Genomic DNA, 18,912 nt, shown 5'->3' with positions numbered 1-18,912 from the left:
ATGAACGATCCGCGTCGACCCCTGCGGTATGGTCCCCCGCAACCGGGGCCCGGGCCAGGCTGGCCGCAGGGTCCGGTAAACACGCCGCCCGCCGATCCGGCCTACGCCGACCAAGCGCCCTATGCGCCGACATACGGCGGTCACGTTCCGCAGTGGGCTCCGGGTCCTTACGACGAGGCCAACCCCACTCAGCAATTGCCGCCACAGTATTGGCAACAGAACCCGGGTCAGCCGGGCGAGGTGCTGCGCGACGGACCGCCACCGCCGGAAGGCCCGAAGACACCGCGCTGGCTGTGGATCGCGGCCGGCGCGGCGGTGGTCCTGGTGATCGGTTTGGTCATCGCGCTGGTGATCGCGAACATCTCAGTCAAGAACCAGACCGCCCTCGAGCCGCTGCCACCGATCGCTGGGCCAAGCTCGACAATCGCGCCTCCCACGACGCGAACCTCACCCACGCCCAGCAGCAGCCCGGCGCCCACAACGACCAGCGGTTCGGCGACACCGACCACGACGCCTACCGCCGGTGCGATGCAGACCGTCGTGTACACCGTCACCGGCGAAGGCCGCGCGATCAGCGTCACCTACATGGACACCGGGGACGTCATACAGACCGAATTCAATGTCGCGCTGCCCTGGAGCAAAGAGGTGAGCCTGTCGCGGTCGGCGAACCATCCGGCGAGCGTCACCATCGTCAACATCGGCCACAACGTGACCTGCTCGGTGACGGTGAGCGGTGTTCAGGTCCGCCAGCGCACCGGGGTCGGCTTGACCATCTGCGACGCCTCGGGCTAGGTCGTCTCGGTCACGACGACACCGCCGTGCCGCGGAACACGCACCACCAGCATTCCCACCAGTCCCACCGCCAGCACCAGACAGATGCCGCCCAGTCCGGCTCGGACCGCGCTGAAGATGTCGACAAAGATTGAAAACAGCCACGGCCCGAGGAACGCCACGGCGCGGCCTGTCATCGTGTACAAGCCGAAGGCCACCCCCTCCTTGCCGTGCGGTGCCATGCGCAGCAACAGAGCGCGCGCCGACGACTGCGACGGTCCGATGAACAGACACAGCAGCAGCCCGCACACCCAAAAAGCCGTCGCTCCCGACAGCACCATCAGAACGATCGCACTGATCAAGATCGAGGCCAGGGATGCGACGATGACCGGCTTGGATCCGACCCGATGGTCAACAAACCCACCGACCACCGCCCCGACCGCGGCCACCACGCTTGCGGCCACACCAAACAGCAGTACATCGGCTTGAGTCAGCCCGTAGACGTTGACGCCCAGTACCGCCCCGAAGGCGAACATCGCCGCCAGGCCGTCCCGGAAGATCGCGCTGGCGATCAGAAAGTAGACCAGATTGCGGTCGCGTCGCCATTCCGAACTGATGTCGGCCCACAGCTTTCGGTAGGCACTGAGCATTCTCGTCGCCGGCTGCGGCACCGTGCCGACATCGGGGAGTCGGTCGGCTACCAGCAACAGCGGCGAGGCCAGCACGGCTAACCAAGCCGCCGCGAGCAGCATCGCGACCCGGATGTTGAAGCCGTCATGCGCCGGCAACTGCAGCAAGCCGCGGTGGGCGCCGCTGCCCGCCACGAAGCCCAGATAGATCAATATCAGCAACACAACGCTGCCGACGTATCCCGATGCCCAGCCGAAACCCGAGATCCGGCTGGCGGTCGTCGGCGTGGAGAGCTGACGCAGCATCGAGTTGTACGGAACGCTCGCCAGGTCACTGCATGCCGCGGTCGCGGCCAGCAATGCCAACCCGGCCCACAGGTATCCGGGACTGTCATGGATCAAAAACATCGCGCAGGTCAGCGCCACCGTGACGCTGGTCAGTACGCCCAGGGCCACCCGGCGGCGGTGCGGGGATTCCACCCATACGCCGACCAGCGGAGCCAGCAACGCGATGGTCAGGGCAGCGGCGGCCGCGGCTCGACCCAGCCAACTGGCCGGGTCACTGCCTCCGGGCATCCCCTCTCCCACCATGCTGGTCAGGTAGACGGAAAACACAAAGGTCGTCACGATCGCGTTCAAACCGGTCGACCCGCAGTCCCACAGCGCCCATGCCACCACCCGGGATCGCACAAACGTTCCGGTGGCCGGGTTGGTCATGCCCGGCACTCTATCTCGCGATTGGCCGCGACCTGCTGCGTCGGCTCCGCTGCGCTTGTGGTCGTTGTGAAAAGGCCACTGTCTACGATTGGCTCATGCCGATACCTGCGCCCAGTCCCGACGCACGTGCCGTTGTTACCGGAGCTTCGCAAAACATCGGCGAAGCGCTGGCCACTGAGTTGGCCGCGCGGGGGCACAACCTGATCGTCACCGCGCGCCGCGAATCGCTGCTGAACGAGCTCGCCGCCCGGCTGACCGACAAGTACCGCGTCACCGTCGAAGTCCGGCCGGCAGATCTCGCCGACCCACAGGAACGCACCAAGCTGACCGACGAACTCGCCGCGCGACCCATCTCGATCCTGTGCGCCAACGCCGGCACCGCGACGTTCGGTCCGGTCGCATCGCTGGACCCGGCGGGCGAAAAGGCGCAGGTGCAGCTCAATGCCGTCGCCGTGCACGACCTCACCTTGGCGGTGCTGCCGGGCATGATCGAGCGCAGGGCCGGCGGGATCTTGATTTCCGGTTCGGCGGCCGGCAACTCGCCGATCCCCTACAACGCGACCTATGCCGCCACCAAAGCCTTCGCAAACACCTTCAGCGAATCGCTGCGCGGTGAGCTGCGCGGCTCCGGAGTGCACGTCACCTTGCTGGCCCCGGGGCCGGTACGCACCGACCTGCCCGACGCCAGTGAAGCCTCGCTGGTCGAACGGCTGGTACCCGATTTCTTGTGGATCTCCACCGAACACACCGCCCAGGTTTCAATGGACGCCTTGGCCCGCAACAAGATGCGCGTCGTTCCCGGCCTGACCTCGAAAGCCATGTCGGTGGCCAGTCAGTACGCTCCCCGGGCCATCGTGGCACCCATCGTGGGCGGCTTCTACAAGAAGCTCGGGGACGGCTAGGTGTTGTGACCTGACACGTTGTTGTCAGACAGCGAGTCGGCTGATTGGTGGTCGTCCGCCGAGGGCGGAGTGGCCTCGTCGAGTGTTGTAGCGGCGAAGGAATTGGTCAAGGCCGCGGCTACGTAGGGTGTTGTTGGTCCAGGGGCGGGCGTAGGCCCATTCGTTGATCAAGGTCCGGTTGAAACGTTCTGCTTTGCCGTTGGTCCAGGGACAGCCGGGCTTACTGAATCGGCGTTTAAGCTGCCAGGCCGAACAAACCCAGCCCCAGTCGGTGCCGTGTCGGTAGACCAACGCGTTGTCGGTCAGTAGCCGACGCACACGCACACTGTGGGCGGCGAACCAGGCCAGTGCCCGGTGAAGAAACCCAGCGCACGTCGGGTCCTTCTCGTCGGGGAGCACTTCGCTGTAGGCCAGCCGAGTGTAGTCATCGATGGCGGTGTGCACGTAGTCGTAGCCGATCTTGGTCTTCTTGTGCCGGTGGGCAACTGAGACTGCGGCGTCGCGGCCGTGCAGGCGCCATCCACCGCCTGGGGGAATGGCGCCAAGCTTCTTGACGTCGACATGAACCCCGGCTCCCGGGGTGGGGTATTCGTAGCGGTTGGGGCTGCGCCGCGATGAGCGCACCACCTCGCCGGTGATCGGGTCGATTGCACTCAGATGTGGCACCTGGTGGCGTGCCAGGATCCGTCCGACTGTCGAGGGATTCAGTTCGAGTTCGGCGGCGAGCACAACAGCGCCGCGCTTACGGCGTTGGCGGGCGGCGAGTACCTTCTGTTCGACCCGATGGCTCGTACGGTTGGGCATCCGGATCGGCCGCGACGAGCGGTCGGCCAGCGCGGCATCACCGCCCTCGGCATACCGGCGCAGCCACTTGTACACCGTTGCCCGCGAAATCCCCAGTTGCTCAGCCACATGCGCGGCCGGCCACCCGGCGGCGACGCGCTCAACGATCAACTGACGAGCGAACACATTGGTACGGGCGTTAGCGTGAGACACAAGGACCTCCTACGGGTGAATGCCAGACACATCCACTCCGTCAGGAGGTCCTCCCACTTTCAAGCAGGCACGCCGTTAACAACCTCCCAGGTCACGACAGCTAGCCGCGCGGCTAGCCGATCAGCACCGCGAACCGCGGCTTGATCACCTCGTCGATGATCTCCAGGCGCTCGTCAAAAGCAATGAACGCCGACTTCATGGCATTGATCGTGAAGCGTTGGATATCGCTCCACCCGTAGCCGAACGTCTCCACCAGGCGGTACATCTCCTGGCTCATCGACGTGTCGCTCATCAACCGGTTATCGGTGTTGACGGTGACCCGGAATCGGCTGCGAGCCAACAGATCAAAGGGGTGCTCGGCGATGCTGGCCACCGCTCCGGTCTGGACGTTGGAGCTGGGGCACAGCTCCAACGGAATCCGCTTGTCCCGCAGGATTGCGGCCAGCCGGCCCAACTTCACATCGCCGTCGGGACCCACCTCGATGTCGTCGACGATCCGCACCCCATGACCCAACCGGTCCGCTCCGCAAAACGCGATCGCCTCGTGGATGGACGGCAGACCGAACGCCTCACCAGCATGAATCGTGAAGCGCGCGTTGTTGTCCCTCATGTACTCGAATGCGTCCAAGTGCCTCGACGGCGGGTAGCCGGCTTCCGCGCCGGCGATGTCGAAGCCCACTACCCCTTTGTCGCGGAACCGGATCGCCAGCTCGGCAATCTCGCGCGACATGGCCGCGTGTCGCATCGCGGTGACCAGCAGGCGCACCTTGATGGGACACCCGGCACCGGCGCAGGCCCGTTCGCCGGCGGCAAAGCCCGCCAACACCGCGTCGACGATCTCGTCGAAGGTCAATCCCTGATTGATGTGTAGTTCTGGCGCAAAACGAATCTCGGCATAGACCACCGCGTCGGCGGCCAGATCTTCCACACACTCGTAGGCGACCCGATACAGCGCTTCGGGCGTCTGCATCACCGCGACGGTGTGCGAGAACGGCTCCAGGTAGCGCTCCAGCGAGCCGCTGTGCGACTGGGTGCGAAACCAACTCGCCAGCTCCCCGGCATCGGTGGAGGGCAAGCCGACGTACCCGACCTGGCCGGCTATGTCGAGCACGGTTTCCGGACGTAACCCGCCGTCGAGGTGGTCATGCAGCAGGGCCTTGGGCGCCTGCCGGATTGCGTCCAGCGTCGGCATGTCTGTCATCGGCTGATCCGATCAATGATGAGAGGCCGAGTGGCCGGCTCGCTGTCAGCGACGCTGAAGCCGGCGGCCAGCTCGGCTACCGCGGCGCCGAACCGCTCGGGGGTGTCGGTATAGAGCGTGAACAAGGGCTCACCGGCCGCCACCGGCTCCCCCGGTCGCCGATGGATCCGAATGCCAGCGCCGTGCTGGACCCGTGCGCCGGGGCGGGACCTGCCCGCGCCGAGCCGCCATGCCGCCAACCCCACCGCCATCGCATGGATGTCGCCCATTGTGCCGCCGCGGCCGGCCCGGACGGTTTCCGAATGCGCACCAATCGGCAACGGTTTGGCCAACTCTCCCCCCTGGGCCGCGATCAGCCGGCGAAACCGGTCCATCGCGGAGCCGTCGCGCAGCGTCTCGGCCGGGTCGCGGCCATCGATCCCGACCAGGTCGAGCATCTCGGCTGCCAACCGCACCGTCAGTTCCACCACGTCGGGCGGCCCACCGCCGTCGAGCACCTCCAGCGCCTCGGCCACCTCGAGCGCATTGCCGACGGTCGAGCCCAACGGACAGTTCATGTCGGTCAGCAGCGCTCGGGTGGGCACGCCGTGTGCCGCGCCCAGCTCGACCATGGTGTGTGCCAACTCACGTGATTGGGTTTCGGATTTCAGAAACGCTCCCGAGCCGACCTTCACGTCCAGCACCAGCGCGCCCGCCCCCTCGGCCAGCTTCTTGCTCATGATCGAGCTGGCAATCAACGGCAGCGATTCCACGGTGCCGGTGATGTCGCGCAGCGCGTACAGCTTGGCATCGGCGGGCGCCAGCTCGCCAGCGGCGAAGATCGCGGCGCCGACATCGCAAAGCTGTTCACGCACGCGCTGGTTGGACAGCGTCGCGGTGAATCCACTGATGGATTCCAGCTTGTCCAGGGTGCCGCCGGTGTGGCCAAGCCCACGACCCGTCGCCTGCGGGACAGTGCCCCCACAGGCGACGACGACAGGCACCAGCGGCAGCGTGATCTTGTCCCCCACCCCGCCGGTGGAGTGCTTGTCCACGGTCACCAACGGCGCACCGCCCGCGCGCAGATGGGAGAAGTCCAACCGCGGGCCCGACGCCAGCATCGCCGATGTCCACCGGGCGGTCTCACCTCGGTCCATGCCCTGCAAGACAATCGCCATCAGCAGCGCCGACATCTGTTCGGGCGCGACCCGGCCCTCGGTGTAGGCGTCGATCACCCAGTCGATAGCGGCATCGGACAGCCGACCGCCGTCACGTTTGATGCGGATCACCGTCGGTGCATCGAACTCGAAGTCGGTCAAGTTGGTTCCCCGGTAAGGTCGGCGTGGAAAGGTTCGGGCAGCAGATCGCCGAGCCGGCGAGGCCCGGCGAGATGGTCGACGAGCAGCTCCGGGCCGCCGTGCTCGAACAACAGCTGGCGACACCGGCCGCACGGCATCAGCGGTGCGCCGCGGCCGTCGACACACGCCAGCGCGACCAGCCGACCCCCACCCGTGGCATGCAGGGCGCACACCACACCGCATTCCGCGCACAGGGCAAGCCCGTATGAGACATTTTCCACATTGCACCCGGTAACGACCCTGCCGTCGTCGACCAGCGCGGCGGCACCGACCGGGAACCGCGAATAGGGTGCATAAGCCCCGGCCGCAACCTGGGTTGCTTTGTCGCGCAATTGTTTCCAATCAATATCGGGCATTCCCAACCCCGCTCGACGATGGCCTGTTTCAGGTAAGTCACCCTAACTCCCGATAGCCGAAACATGATCTGGATCGCCGAGTGCGGTATCGCGCGCATCGCGGTCAAGATAAGCTCGATTGCCCGACAAGAGCTGTTCGACCGTGGTTTTGAGGGGCTTTTAGGGGTGCTTGAAGGGCTTGGAAGGGGTCAGCAAAAGGTGAGCACAACGGCGACAAGCGTGGATCCGGCCGCCGCGAAAAAGGCGCCGGGATCTTCCCGTAAAAGGCGACCGCCACGCACCCTGTACCGGGGCGATCCCGCCATGTGGTCGTGGGTGCTGCACCGCATCACCGGCGCCGCCATTTTCTTTTTCTTGTTTGTCCACGTTCTGGACACCGCCCTGGTGCGGGTGAGCCCACAGGCTTACAACTCGGTAATCGACACTTACAAGACACCGATCGTCGGCCTGATGGAATTCGGGCTGGTGGTCGCGGTCTCCTACCACGCACTGAACGGGATCCGGATCATCTTGATCGACTTCTGGTCAGAGGGGCCGCGCCATCAGCGGCTGATGTTGGCGGTCGTCGGCGTGGCCTGGCTGCTGATCCTGGTGCCATCGGCGGTGGTGCTGGGCATTCACATGGCGGAGCACTTCCTATGAGCGCCCCAGACCACCAGCTCGGCCGGGGCGAGCACGCTCCGGTGTTGCAGCGCAGCCACGACCGGCCCGCCAGCCTGGACAATCCACGTTCGCCGCGCCGCCGCGCCGGCATGCCCAACTTCGAGAAATACGCCTGGCTGTTCATGCGATTCTCCGGCGTGGTGCTGGTGTTCCTGGCGCTGGGGCACTTGTTCATCGGGCTGATGTGGGAAAACGGGGTCTACCGAATCGACTTCAACTACGTGGCGCAGCGCTGGTCGTCCCCGTTCTGGCAGACCTGGGACCTGCTGCTGCTGTGGCTGGCTCAGTTGCACGGCGGCAACGGGCTACGAGTCATCATCGACGACTACAGCCGCAAGGATTCCACCCGATTCTGGCTGAATTCGCTGCTGGTGGTGTCGATCGTGTTCACGCTGGCCCTAGGCAGCTACGTGCTGTTGACGTTCGACGCGAACATCTCCTGAAAGTCCAGAAAGTCCGGAAAGGCAAGCCTTGATCCAGCAACACCGATACGACGTGGTGATCGTCGGCGCGGGCGGTGCCGGCATGCGTGCGGCGGTAGAAGCGGGTCCGCGGGTCCGCACCGCGGTGCTGACCAAGCTGTATCCGACCCGCAGTCACACCGGCGCGGCCCAGGGCGGCATGTGCGCCGCGCTGGCCAACGTCGAAGACGACAACTGGGAATGGCACACGTTCGACACCGTCAAGGGCGGCGACTACCTCGCCGACCAGGACGCCGTCGAGATCATGTGCAAAGAGGCCATCGACGCGGTGCTCGACCTGGAAAAGATGGGGATGCCGTTCAACCGCACTCCCGAGGGCCGCATCGACCAGCGCCGCTTCGGCGGGCACACGCGCGACCACGGTAAGGCTCCGGTGCGCCGGGCCTGCTACGCCGCCGACCGCACCGGGCACATGATCCTGCAGACGCTGTACCAAAACTGCGTCAAGCACGACGTGGAGTTCTTCAACGAGTTCTATGCGCTCGATCTCGCGCTCACCGAGACCCCGAGCGGTCCGGTCGCCACCGGAGTCATCGCCTACGAGCTGGCGACCGGCGACATTCACATCTTCCACGCCAAGGCCATCGTCCTGGCGACCGGCGGTTCGGGCCGGATGTACAAGACCACCTCCAACGCGCACACGCTGACCGGTGATGGCATCGGCATCGTCTTCCGCAAGGGACTCCCGTTGGAGGACATGGAGTTCCATCAGTTCCACCCGACCGGCCTGGCCGGCCTGGGCATCCTGATCTCCGAGGCGGTACGAGGCGAGGGCGGCCGGCTGCTCAACGGCGAAGGCGAGCGCTTCATGGAGCGCTACGCCCCCACCATCGTCGACCTGGCGCCCCGCGACATCGTCGCCCGCTCGATGGTGCTGGAAGTGCTGGAGGGCCGCGGCGCCGGTCCGCACAAGGACTACGTCTACATCGACGTCCGCCACCTGGGCGAGGACGTGCTGGAGGCCAAGCTGCCCGACATCACCGAGTTCGCCCGCACCTATCTGGGGGTGGACCCGGTGCACGAGCTGGTCCCGGTCTATCCGACCTGCCACTACGTGATGGGCGGCATCCCCACCACCGTCACCGGACAGGTACTGCGGGACAACACTCACGTCGTTCCCGGCCTGTTCGCCGCGGGTGAGTGCGCCTGCGTCTCGGTGCACGGCGCCAACCGGCTGGGCACCAACTCGCTGCTGGACATCAATGTGTTCGGCCGCCGGGCCGGTATCGCCGCGGCTGGCTACGCGCGCGGGCACGACTTTGTGGACATGCCGGCCGAGCCGGCCTCGATGGTGGTCGGCTGGGTAGCCGACATCCTGTCCGAGCACGGCAACGAGCGCGTCGCCGACATCCGCGGTGCCCTGCAGCAGACCATGGACAACAATGCCGCGGTGTTCCGCACCGAGGAAACCCTCAAACAGGCACTAACCGACATCCACGCGCTCAAGGAGCGGTATTCCCGCATCACCGTGCACGACAAGGGGAAGCGGTTCAACAGCGATCTACTGGAAGCCATCGAACTGGGCTTTTTGCTGGAGCTGGCCGAAGTCACCGTGGTCGGCGCATTGAACCGCAAGGAGTCCCGCGGCGGGCACGCCCGCGAGGACTACCCCAACCGCGATGACGTCAACTACATGCGCCACACCATGGCCTACAAAGAAGGCACCGACCTGCTCAGCGACATCCGGCTGGACTTCAAACCCGTCGTGCAGACCCGCTACGAACCCAAGGAACGGAAGTACTGATGTCTTTGGACACTGAGAGGGCCTCCTCCGACGACGTCACCGACTCGCTGGCCCCACCGTTGCCGCCGGTTCCGGACGGTGCGGTGATGGTGACGGTGAAGATCGCGCGGTTCAACCCGGATGACCCCGAGGCCTTCGCATCGACCGGCGGCTGGCAGAGCTTCCGGGTGCCGTGCCTGCCCAGTGACCGGCTGTTGAACCTGCTCATCTATATCAAGGGCTACCTGGACGGGACGCTGACCTTCCGACGTTCCTGCGCGCACGGAGTGTGTGGCTCCGACGCCATGCGGATCAACGGCGTGAACCGGCTGGCCTGCAAGGTGTTGATGCGTGACCTGCTGCCCAAGAAACCGGGCAAACAGCTCACCCTCACCGTCGAACCGATCCGTGGGCTGCCGGTGGAAAAAGACCTGGTGGTGGACATGGAGCCGTTCTTCGACGCCTATCGCGCGGTGAAGCCCTATCTGATCACCAGCGGCAACCCGCCCACCCGGGAGCGCATTCAGAGCCCCACCGACCGCGCCCGCTACGACGACACCACCAAGTGCATCTTGTGCGCGTGCTGCACCACCAGCTGCCCGGTGTTCTGGAACGAGGGCAGCTACTTCGGCCCGGCGGCGATCGTCAACGCGCACCGCTTCATCTTCGACAGCCGTGACGAAGCGGCCCCCGAGCGACTCGACATCCTCAACGAGGTCGACGGCGTCTGGCGCTGCCGTACCACGTTCAACTGTACCGAGGCCTGCCCACGCGGCATCGAGGTGACCAAGGCGATCCAGGAAGTCAAGCGGGCGCTGCTGTTCTCCCGCTGAGGCGGTCCGTCTCAGGATAGCGAGATGCCGAAGCCACCGGCACCGCCGGCGCCGCCATTGACGCCATTGGCAGCGCCGCCGTAGTCGCCTTGCGCACCCGGAAAGACCCCCAGAGCACCAGCGTCACCACCGTTACCGGGCAGGAAGTCTCCACTCCCGAATGGGGGCGGGGGTCCCGGTAAGCCGGTACCGCCGTCACCGCCCCTGCCGCCATCGCCCGAGTGGACGTTGCTGGCCCCGCCCTTCCCGCCGTTTCCACCGTTTCCGGCGTCGTGGCCAAGATAAGCGTTGCCGCCCCGGCCGCCGTTGCCGCCGTCGCCCGCTGTCCCGTACAAGCTGTCACCGCCACCACCGACTCCACCGGCCGCACCTGCGCCGCCGGCACCGCCGAGGCCACCGACGCCACCGGCACCGCCCACGCCGAGCAGCCATCCGCCGTTACCCCCGCTACCCCCATTGCCCCCGCTGCCCCCGGCAGCGCCGACACCGCCGTCACCCCCGCTGAGACCACTCCGGCCACCACCCACCGCCCCACCCCGCCCCGCTACCCCGGCCCCGCCAGCACCCCCGTCCCCCCCCACCACCGCACCCCACCACCGCCGTCACCGCCCACCCACCGCACCACCGAGGCCAAGCATCAACCCGCCGTTGCCCCCGCCGCCACCGTGTCCGTCAACACCACCAACACCGCCGGCACCGCCCTGGCCGATCAACCAACCACCGTTGCCACCGCGCCCCCCAGCGACTCCAGCGACATCGGAATCCCCACCCTGGCCGCCACTGCCGTACAGTCCTGCCGCGTTGCCCCCGTCGCCCCCGTTGGCGCCGCCGGCACCACCATTGCCGATCAGCCAGCCACCGTTACCGCCAGCACCACCTGCACCGGCCGCTCCGCTGAGCCAGTTCCCGCCGTTTCCGCCCAATCCGCCGTTGCCGAACAGTCCGGCGTTTCCACCGGCCCCGGCGTTTCCGCCAATACCGGTGGCGCTGTTCCCGCCCCACCCGCCGGACCCTCCGGAGCCGTAGAGCCACCCGCCGGAGCCGCCGGCACCGCCCGCGCCGCCCGGGCCGGCCGCACTCGCGCCACCGGCGCCGCCGGCACCGCCGTTGCCGATCAGTCCCGCGCCACCACCCATACCACCGGCTAGCCCACCCTCGGTTTGGCTGTAGCCGTTGCCACCGTTGCCATAGAGCAGCCCGCCGGCCTGGCCGTTCGGGCTGGCCGCTGTCCCGTCGGCACCATTGCCGATCAATGGGCGCCCGATCATGGCCTCGGTTTGCGCGTTGACCGCTCCCAGCAGGGTCTGCAGTGGCGACGCGTTGGCGACCTCGGTGGCCGAATACCACTCGGCGGCCGCGTTCACGGCCTGAACAAACTCGGCGTGAAACCCAGCCGCCTGTGCGCTGATGGGCTGATAGTCGCGGGCGTAGGTACCAAACAGCTCCGCAATGGCTTCCGATACCTCGTCGGCGGCCGCCGACAGCACCGAAACGGTCGGGGTTGTCGCGGCCGCGTTGGCCGCCTGAAGCGTCGACCCGATGTTTGCCAGATCAGACGCGGCGACGGACAAAATTTCCGGCGCGGCAACCACATACCCCATTCGGTACCTCCAGGAAGTGTTAGCTACTCACCGGAGCTATCCAGTCACTTTGTTGATTAATCAGTAGAGTAGACGCCAGCAGCCCCGCCCGCAGTACATTTTAGAATTCTATTCTAGAATGCTATGGATGGCGAGGCCAACGGGCGAATGACGCAACTGGCCCCGGGATTTCGGAGCCTTTCCGGCAAGCACCAACGCACGGCGCTGGTTACCTCATGCGTTCGACGTTTCAGACCTTAGGACGTCCCCGTCACACTCGCGCACCAACTCGTCGACCACCGACTGCCACCCCGGGCCGTCGATGCACAGTTGGCTGGCGGTGAGCACCAACCGCTCGGGTGCCCCGGGAAGTAGCGACGCGGCGAACAACCGGCCGGTGCACATGTCGAAGCTGGACCGATGCCGGGCGACCACCTCTGCCACCGCCGCGCCGGGGCGTTCCACCGCCCAACCCCAGCCGCCGCCGGGCCGAGACGTCCAGGTATCCACCCGGGGTTCGAACATGGCGCCTAGGGCGGGATGAGCGTCGAAGACCGTGTCGACCGCGGCTCGTATGCGCGACTGATCCACCCGCGAGTGTGCGACCAACACGTTGGTGTGTGCGCTGGGCTCGATGTCCTCGAGCCGGGGAAGCTCCGCGAAATACGAGTACGACATGACCCGAGGCTCCGGGACAGTCCTCGATGAATTCTTGGCAGATTCCTGGAGCGCCGCCGCGCCGGCCTGTCACATTCGGGCGGCCCGTCTCGTATGAGGGGCATGACACAGAAAACCCGTATCGAACCCTTGCCCCCAAAGCTAGCCGGCCTGCTGGTCGGCGTCCTTTATCGGATAGCCAAACGGCGCCTCGGCGAAGTTCCCGAGCCATTCAGCGTGGTGGCGCAGCACCGGCGTCTGCTGGTTGCCAATGCCGTGCACGAAACCATGGTCGAGCGAGCGTCGCGGACGCTGCCGGCCGGCGTGCGAGAACTGGCCGTGTTCTGGACCGCGCGCCAAATCGGCTGCTCATGGTGTGTTGACTTCGGATCGATGCTGCAGCGCCTCGACGGCCTGGACGTGCACCGGCTCGAGGACATCGACGAGTACGCGACGTCACCGCTGTTCAGCGACGATGAGCGCGCCGCTATCGCCTATGCCGAGGCGATAACCACCGACCCGCACACCGTCACCGACGAGCAGGTGGCCGAGCTGCGGAGCCGCTTCGGTGACGCCGGAGTGGTCGAGCTGACCTATCAGATCGGCTTGGAGAACATGCGGGCGCGGATGAACGCCGCGCTGGGCATCACCGAGCAGGGCTTCAATTCCGGTGGCGCCTGCCGTGTGCCATGGGCCACCGTCGAGCCGCAGCTCGGGAGTTAAGCGCAGTCAGACGCCGGCGGCACCCGGTGCGCCGGGGCTGCCGCCGCCGCGACTAGGGCGTGTCTGCTTAATGTGAATGGTGTTTTGGCTGATGCTGTTTGGGTGATGCGGACGCATGCGATTTCTGATGATTTGTGGTCGCTGATCGTGGCGGTGTTGCCTGCGGGGCGGCGGCGTGGCCGGCCGTGGAACGATCATCGACGTACTCTGGAGGGCATTATCTGGCGTTACCGTACGGGATCTCCGTGGTGTGACCTGCCCGAGCACTTCGGTCCCTGGCAATCGGTGGCCGAGAGGCATCTACGCTGGTCGGTCGATGGCATCTACGCGCGGATCTTCGCGGCGATCGCCTCTGACCTCGACGCCGAGGACGCCGACCTGGGCGCACTGTTGTCGGTCGATTCGACCAGTGTGCGCGCCCACCAACACGCAGCCGGAGCGCGCCCGGGCGCCGCACAGGGGATCTGTCGAATTACAAGAAATATCTCGATGAGCCCGATGACCACGCCATTGGGCGTTCCCGCGGCGGGCTGACTACCAAGATCCACGCCTTGACCGACCAGCTGTGCAGTCCGGTCACCCTGGCACTGTCGGCCGGTCAAGCCGGTGATAATCCGATGCTTTGGCCATTGCTGGCCGCCCGGTGCAGCAACTCATACGCCCCGTTTCGCCTGCTGGCGGACAAGGCGTACTCCCATGACTCGACGCGGGCACAGCTGCGCCGGCTCAAGATCGCCCATACCATCCCCGAGCGCAGCGACCAGATCACCCGCCGCAAAGCCAAAGGCCGCAACAGAGGACGGCCTCCGGGGTTCTCAGGCCGAATCTACAAGCACCGCAACACCGTCGAGCGAAGCTTCAACGGGCTCAAACACTGGCGCGCGGTCGCCACCTGCTACGACAAATACGCCCTGACCTACCTCGGCGGTGTCACCCTGGCCGCCATCATCACCTACCACCGCGTCCGCAATTAGCAGACAGGACCTAGCCGACGAGGTCGCGCAGGGGTGAACCGCTGAACTTGTCCGGGTTGGCGATATCCCAAAGGGCGCATACCTTTCCGTCGCGCACCGTCATCGCGGTGATGCGCGGCAAGATCGCCCAATGTCCACCGTCGCCGGCCGTGCCCAGTGTGTAGGAGCCCAATTCGCCGTTGACCAAGGCCAACTGATACACCGTGTAGAACGCTGGGCCGTAGCGCCGAGCCAGGCCGAGCATGAACCGGGCCACCTTGTCCGCGCCGCAGATCACCCGAGCCGCGGTGGGGGCGCGGCCATTTGCGTCACCGGTGAAGGTCACGTCCGGATGCAGCAGCGACACCACCGAATGCAGGTCACCGGAAGCCATGGCCGCCATGAGCCGACCAACCACCTCGTTGTGGGTGGGGTCGGGCCGAGGCGGGGGCGCCGCTGCCACGGCCTTGCGCGCCCGCGATGCCAGTTGGCGCGCGGCGGCCTCACTGGCCCCGATCACCCCGGCCACCTCGGCGAACGGCATGGCGAACCCGTCGTGCAACACGAACGCGACCCGCTGATCCGGGCTGAGCCGCTCCAACACCACCATGACCGCAAAGCGGGCATCCTCGGCGGCGACCACCGCCGACAGCGGATCAGCGCCCCCGCGTCCCCGAGCCCGGTGACCACCGGTTCGGGCAGCCAATGCCCGGTGTAGGTCTCGCGCCGGCGGGCCGCCGAACGCAACTTGTCCAGGCCAAGCCGGCTGACCACGGTGGTCAGCCAAGCACGCAGGTCGGCCACGTCGTCGCGGCCCGGTGCCGCGTCCCAGCGCAACCAGGCTTCCTGCACGATGTCCTCGGCGTCGGCGACGGTTCCAGTCAGCCGATAGGCGACCGACATGAGATGCGGTCGCAGCGACTCGAATGTCGACGCCGCCTGCGCCCCAAGCACAGCCATCACCCGAGCGTAACGCTCCCAGAACCCCGGCACTGGGCACCGCAACCGCCGGGCGACTCGGCGCGGGTTTCAACGCCGAGTCGAGGCCAGCACTGAGCTTCGTCCTGTTTGCCAGCCGCGCAATAGCCGGAACCTGCTGCCCCGCGGAGGGACATTGCGGTAGGCGCGAGCCGCCTCGCCGAGGACGAAGTCTGCACCGTGGTCCAGATGAAAAAAGGATCAAGACAATGACTTTGGCGATAGGCACGATCGGCGGCCCGGTCCGCTCTAGGGTGCTAATTAACGAAGATGTCACCGGTGACCGGCCGTTTGCTCGGTGGCGCTGACCCTGTCGGAGGTTTCGGGAATGTCGTTTGTGATCGCAGTACCTGAAGTGGTGGGCTCGGCCGCCAGCGAGGTGGCCGGGATCGGCTCGGCGCTGGGTGAGGCCACCGCGGCCGCGGCCGCCCCGACCGTGCAGGTCCTGGCCGCGGCCCAAGATGAGGTATCCCAAGCGATCGCGGCGGTGTTTTCCACCCACGCGCAGGCCTACCAGGCCGCCAGCGCGCAGGCTCAGTCGCTTGGGCAGCGATTCGCCCAGGCCCTGGCCGCCGGGGCGGGCTCTTATTCCAGCGCCGAGGCCGCCGCGGCGGCGGTGTTGGCCAATCCAGCCCAGGTGGTGTCTGGGGATCTGCTCGCGGCGATCAACGCACCCGTGTTGTCGTTGACCGGACGCCCATTGATCGGCAACGGCGCCAACGGCGCCCCGGGCACCGGGGCTAATGGCGCCGCGGGCGGCTGGCTGCTCGGTGGCGGCGGAGCCGGCGGCTCGGGAGCACCCGGCATGGCCGGAGGCAACGGCGGGGCGGCCGGGCTATGGGGTACCGGCGGCGCTGGCGGAGCCGGCGCCGAACCGTCAACGGGGACGGCGGAAACGGGGGTGCCGGTGGAGCCGGAGGCTGGCTGATGGGCACCGGCGGAGCCGGCGGCTCGGGAGCACCCGGCATGGCCGGAGGCAACGGCGGGGCGGCCGGGCTATGGGGTACCGGCGGCGCTGGCGGAGCCGGCGCCGAACCGTCAACGGGGACGGCGGAAACGGGGGTGCCGGTGGGACCGGAGGCTGGCTGATGGGCACCGGCGGAGCCGGCGGCTCGGGAGCACCCGGCATGGCCGGAGGCAACGGCGGGGCGGCCGGGCTATGGGGTACCGGCGGCGCTGGCGGAGCCGGCGCCGAACCGTCAACGGGGACGGCGGAAACGGGGGTGCCGGTGGGACCGGAGGCTGGCTGATGGGCACCGGCGGAGCCGGCGGCTCGGGAGCACCGGCATGGCCGGAGGCAACGGCGGGGCGGCCGGGCTATGGGGTACCGGCGGCGCTGGCGGAGCCGGCGCCGAACCGTCAACGGGGACGGCGGAAACGGGGGTGCCGGTGGGGCCGGAGGCTGGCTGATGGGCACCGGCGGAGCCGGCGGGTTCTCGGGCGCCGGGGATGGCGGGTCCGGCGGAGCCGGTGGCGCCGGCGGACTGTTGGGCGGTGGCGGAGCCGGCGGCGCTGGCGGATTTTCCAACGGCGGGACTGGCGGGGTGGGAGGAACCGGCGGGGCCGGCGGGGTGCTGTCCGGTGTCGTCGGTGCCGGTGGCGGCCATGGCGGTACCGGTGGGTACGGAGCGTTTGATGGTGGCGCTGGTGGAGTCGGCGGCCATGCCGGGTTGCTCGGCGGGCCGGGGGGCGCCGGCGGCGACGGTGGGGACACCTTCGGCGGTGGCGCCGGGGGCGCGGGAGGCGCCGGTGGTGATGGCGGGTGGGCATTCGGCAGCGGCGGCACCGGCGGCACCGGCGGGTACGGCGGTGCCGGTGGTGCGGGTGGGTCCGGTGGGGATGCGGGACTGTTGTTCTCCAACGGAGGCGCCGGCGGTACCGGCGGCTTCGGCGACACCGGGGGCGAGGGTGGTGCGGGGGGTGGTGCGGGCTGGCTGGGCAACGGCGGCGCCGGGGGTACCGGGGGAGCCGCCAACATCGGGAGTGGCGGTGACGGTGGTGGCGGCGACACCGGCGGGACACTGCTCGGCAATGACGGTGCCGGCGGCGCGGGCGGGTACGGCCCCACTGACGGAGGTGCCGGTGGCACCTGTGGCAATGCCGTGGTGGTCGGCAATGGCGGCAACGGCGGCATCGGAGGAACCGGCCCCACCACCGGCACTAACGGCGCCGGAGGCATCGGCGGGCTGCTATTGGGGCTGGACGGATACAACGCCACCACCAGCACCTCACCCATCCATGTCGCCCAGCAGCAGGCGCTGGTGGCGATCAACTCCCCCATCCAGGACCTGACCGGACGGCCACTAATCGGCAACGGCACCCCCGCACCCGCCGGCAGCGGCGCCGACGGCACCCCCGGCGGCTGGCTGCTCGGCGACGGCGGAGCGGGCGGCGCCGCCGTGGCAGGCTCGGACGGGGCCGGCGGCTCGGGCGGCGCCGCCGGACTATGGGGCACCGGCGGCACCGGCGGGGCCGCTGCGCGATCCCCACCGGTAATGGCGGAGCCGGCGGCTGGCTATTCGGAGACGGCGGCACCGGCGGCACCAACACCTTCAACGGAGCTACGGGCGGCAACGGCGGGGACGCGGGCAACGGCGGGCTGTTCGGGGCCGGCGGGAACCGCGGCGCCGGCGGGGCAGGCTTGGGCAATCCCGGGTTCGGGGGGCCGGCGGGAACGGCGGGGCAGGCGGGCTGTTGTCCGGGCTGGTCGGCGCCGGTGGAGGCCACGGTGGCGCCGGCGGACTCGGCGTAAGTCCTTCCACACCTGCCGTTGTCGCTGGCGGGGGGATTGGCGGCGCCGGCGGGGACGCCGGATTGCTCGGTGGGGCCGGCGGAGCCGGTGGCACCGGTGGATCTGGTGCTTTCGACGTCACATCCACCGGCGGGACGGGCGGGGCCGGCGGGAATGCCGGATTCTTGTTCGGTAGCGGCGGGATCGGCGGGCCCGGCGGGTTCGCCGTCGCCGCGAGCGGGGACGGGGGCCAGGGGGGTCACGCCGGGCTGCTGTGGTCCAGCGGCGGGGCCGGCGGCGCTGGCGCGTTTAGCGTCAGCGGCCCCGCCGGTGCCGGTGGACATGGTGGTGACGCCGGCTGGCTAGGCAACGGCGGTGCCGGGGGCACCGGCGGAATCTCCCGCAACGGCAGCGGGGGGATGGCGGGGCCGGCGGCAGCGGTGGAGAACTGTTGGGCGTCGGCGGAGCCGGCGGCCAGGGCGGCCAAGCCAATGCCGGCGGCGGCACAGGCACCGGTGGTGAGGGCGGCGACGGCGGCGACGCAGGCCTGATCGGTGACGGAGGCAACGGCGGTAACGCCGGCACCGACACCGACGGCACACCCACCGGCGACCCCGGCACCGGCGGCACCGGCGGCACCCTGCTGGGCGCCAATGGAAACGCCGGGCTGGGCTAGCAAC

The 18,912-nt window shown here is 68.1% G+C and carries 12 protein-coding genes and 5 pseudogenes; 9 read left to right on the top strand and 8 right to left on the bottom strand.

What is annotated here, in order from left to right; all coding sequences use genetic code 11:
• Nucleotides 1–792: an MmpS family transport accessory protein gene (locus G6N41_RS13760; RefSeq protein WP_036456227.1), complete on the top strand. Its 792-nt coding sequence runs from the start codon at nucleotides 1–3 to the stop codon at nucleotides 790–792.
• On the opposite strand, the gene G6N41_RS13755 is transcribed toward G6N41_RS13760, so the two are convergent.
• Nucleotides 789–2,117 carry an MFS transporter gene (locus G6N41_RS13755; protein ID WP_198967636.1) on the bottom strand — a complete coding sequence of 443 codons (1,329 nt, stop codon included), beginning with the start codon at nucleotides 2,115–2,117 and terminating at the stop codon, nucleotides 789–791. The genes G6N41_RS13760 and G6N41_RS13755 overlap by 4 nt on opposite strands.
• A 95-nt stretch (nucleotides 2,118–2,212) precedes the next feature.
• Here G6N41_RS13755 and cmrA point away from each other — a divergent pair, with 95 nt between their 5' ends.
• A complete protein-coding gene (gene cmrA / locus G6N41_RS13750) occupies nucleotides 2,213–3,019 on the top strand; it encodes a mycolate reductase (protein ID WP_198967635.1) in 807 nt (268 codons plus the stop codon).
• 24 nt (nucleotides 3,020–3,043) lie between these two features.
• On the opposite strand, the gene G6N41_RS13745 is transcribed toward cmrA, so the two are convergent.
• The 4 genes from G6N41_RS13745 to G6N41_RS13730 form a co-directional block, all read right to left on the bottom strand.
• The gene (locus G6N41_RS13745) at nucleotides 3,044–4,015 is read right to left on the bottom strand and encodes an IS481 family transposase (protein ID WP_198966221.1); all 972 of its coding nucleotides are present in this window, start codon (nucleotides 4,013–4,015) and stop codon (nucleotides 3,044–3,046) included.
• A gap of 112 nt (nucleotides 4,016–4,127) precedes the next feature.
• On the bottom strand, nucleotides 4,128–5,216 hold the full coding sequence (locus tag G6N41_RS13740; protein WP_198967634.1) for an adenosine deaminase: 1,089 nt from the start codon (nucleotides 5,214–5,216) through the stop codon (nucleotides 4,128–4,130).
• Nucleotides 5,213–6,514 carry a thymidine phosphorylase gene (locus tag G6N41_RS13735; RefSeq protein WP_198967633.1) on the bottom strand — a complete coding sequence of 434 codons (1,302 nt, stop codon included), beginning with the start codon at nucleotides 6,512–6,514 and terminating at the stop codon, nucleotides 5,213–5,215. Before G6N41_RS13735 ends, G6N41_RS13740 begins: the two co-directional genes overlap by 4 nt.
• Nucleotides 6,511–6,909 carry a cytidine deaminase gene (locus tag G6N41_RS13730; protein WP_012393084.1) on the bottom strand — a complete coding sequence of 133 codons (399 nt, stop codon included), beginning with the start codon at nucleotides 6,907–6,909 and terminating at the stop codon, nucleotides 6,511–6,513. Before G6N41_RS13730 ends, G6N41_RS13735 begins: the two co-directional genes overlap by 4 nt.
• Nucleotides 6,910–7,128: 219 nt before the next feature.
• Here G6N41_RS13730 and sdhC point away from each other — a divergent pair, with 219 nt between their 5' ends.
• The 4 genes from sdhC to G6N41_RS13710 are packed head-to-tail and all read left to right on the top strand — an operon-like array spanning nucleotide 7,129 to nucleotide 10,610.
• Nucleotides 7,129–7,551, top strand: a complete 423-nt coding sequence (sdhC, locus tag G6N41_RS13725) for a succinate dehydrogenase, cytochrome b556 subunit (protein WP_117406558.1) — start codon at nucleotides 7,129–7,131, stop codon at nucleotides 7,549–7,551.
• Nucleotides 7,548–8,015: a succinate dehydrogenase hydrophobic membrane anchor subunit gene (locus G6N41_RS13720; protein WP_012393082.1), complete on the top strand. Its 468-nt coding sequence runs from the start codon at nucleotides 7,548–7,550 to the stop codon at nucleotides 8,013–8,015. The genes sdhC and G6N41_RS13720 overlap by 4 nt, the downstream gene beginning before the upstream one ends.
• Before the next feature lie 28 nt (nucleotides 8,016–8,043).
• Nucleotides 8,044–9,798, top strand: coding sequence for a succinate dehydrogenase flavoprotein subunit (sdhA, locus tag G6N41_RS13715; RefSeq protein ID WP_198967632.1), 1,755 nt, complete (start codon nucleotides 8,044–8,046; stop codon nucleotides 9,796–9,798).
• Nucleotides 9,798–10,610: a succinate dehydrogenase iron-sulfur subunit gene (locus G6N41_RS13710; RefSeq protein ID WP_198967631.1), complete on the top strand. Its 813-nt coding sequence runs from the start codon at nucleotides 9,798–9,800 to the stop codon at nucleotides 10,608–10,610. The genes sdhA and G6N41_RS13710 overlap by 1 nt, the downstream gene beginning before the upstream one ends.
• 11 nt (nucleotides 10,611–10,621) lie before the next feature.
• On the opposite strand, the pseudogene G6N41_RS30035 reads toward G6N41_RS13710, so the two are convergent.
• Together G6N41_RS30035 and G6N41_RS13695 are read right to left on the bottom strand one after the other, a co-directional pair.
• Nucleotides 10,622–12,211, bottom strand: a pseudogene (locus tag G6N41_RS30035) (PE family protein).
• Between the two features lie 213 nt (nucleotides 12,212–12,424).
• Nucleotides 12,425–12,868 (bottom strand): condensation domain-containing protein, encoded by a 444-nt coding sequence (locus tag G6N41_RS13695; RefSeq protein ID WP_198967628.1) that lies wholly within the window; start codon nucleotides 12,866–12,868, stop codon nucleotides 12,425–12,427.
• 69 nt (nucleotides 12,869–12,937) lie between these two features.
• On the opposite strand from G6N41_RS13695, the pseudogene G6N41_RS13690 reads away from it, so the two are divergent.
• A pseudogene (locus tag G6N41_RS13690) lies at nucleotides 12,938–13,570 on the top strand (carboxymuconolactone decarboxylase family protein); the annotation flags it as partial.
• A gap of 102 nt (nucleotides 13,571–13,672) precedes the next feature.
• Nucleotides 13,673–14,544: pseudogene (locus G6N41_RS13685) on the top strand (IS5 family transposase).
• Nucleotides 14,545–14,554: 10 nt separating this feature from the next.
• On the opposite strand, the pseudogene G6N41_RS13680 reads toward G6N41_RS13685, so the two are convergent.
• Nucleotides 14,555–15,483: pseudogene (locus G6N41_RS13680) on the bottom strand (sigma-70 family RNA polymerase sigma factor).
• 346 nt (nucleotides 15,484–15,829) lie between these two features.
• Between G6N41_RS13680 and G6N41_RS28600 the strand changes: the two are divergent.
• Nucleotides 15,830–18,908: pseudogene (locus G6N41_RS28600) on the top strand (PE family protein).
• The last annotated feature ends 4 nt before the right edge of the window (nucleotides 18,909–18,912 follow it).

It is taken from the genome of Mycobacterium shottsii (assembly GCF_010728525.1).
In the GTDB taxonomy this organism is placed as follows: domain Bacteria; phylum Actinomycetota; class Actinomycetes; order Mycobacteriales; family Mycobacteriaceae; genus Mycobacterium; species Mycobacterium marinum.
The sequence above is the reverse complement of the archived record's forward strand: the minus strand, read 5'-3'. Positions and strand labels throughout refer to the sequence as shown.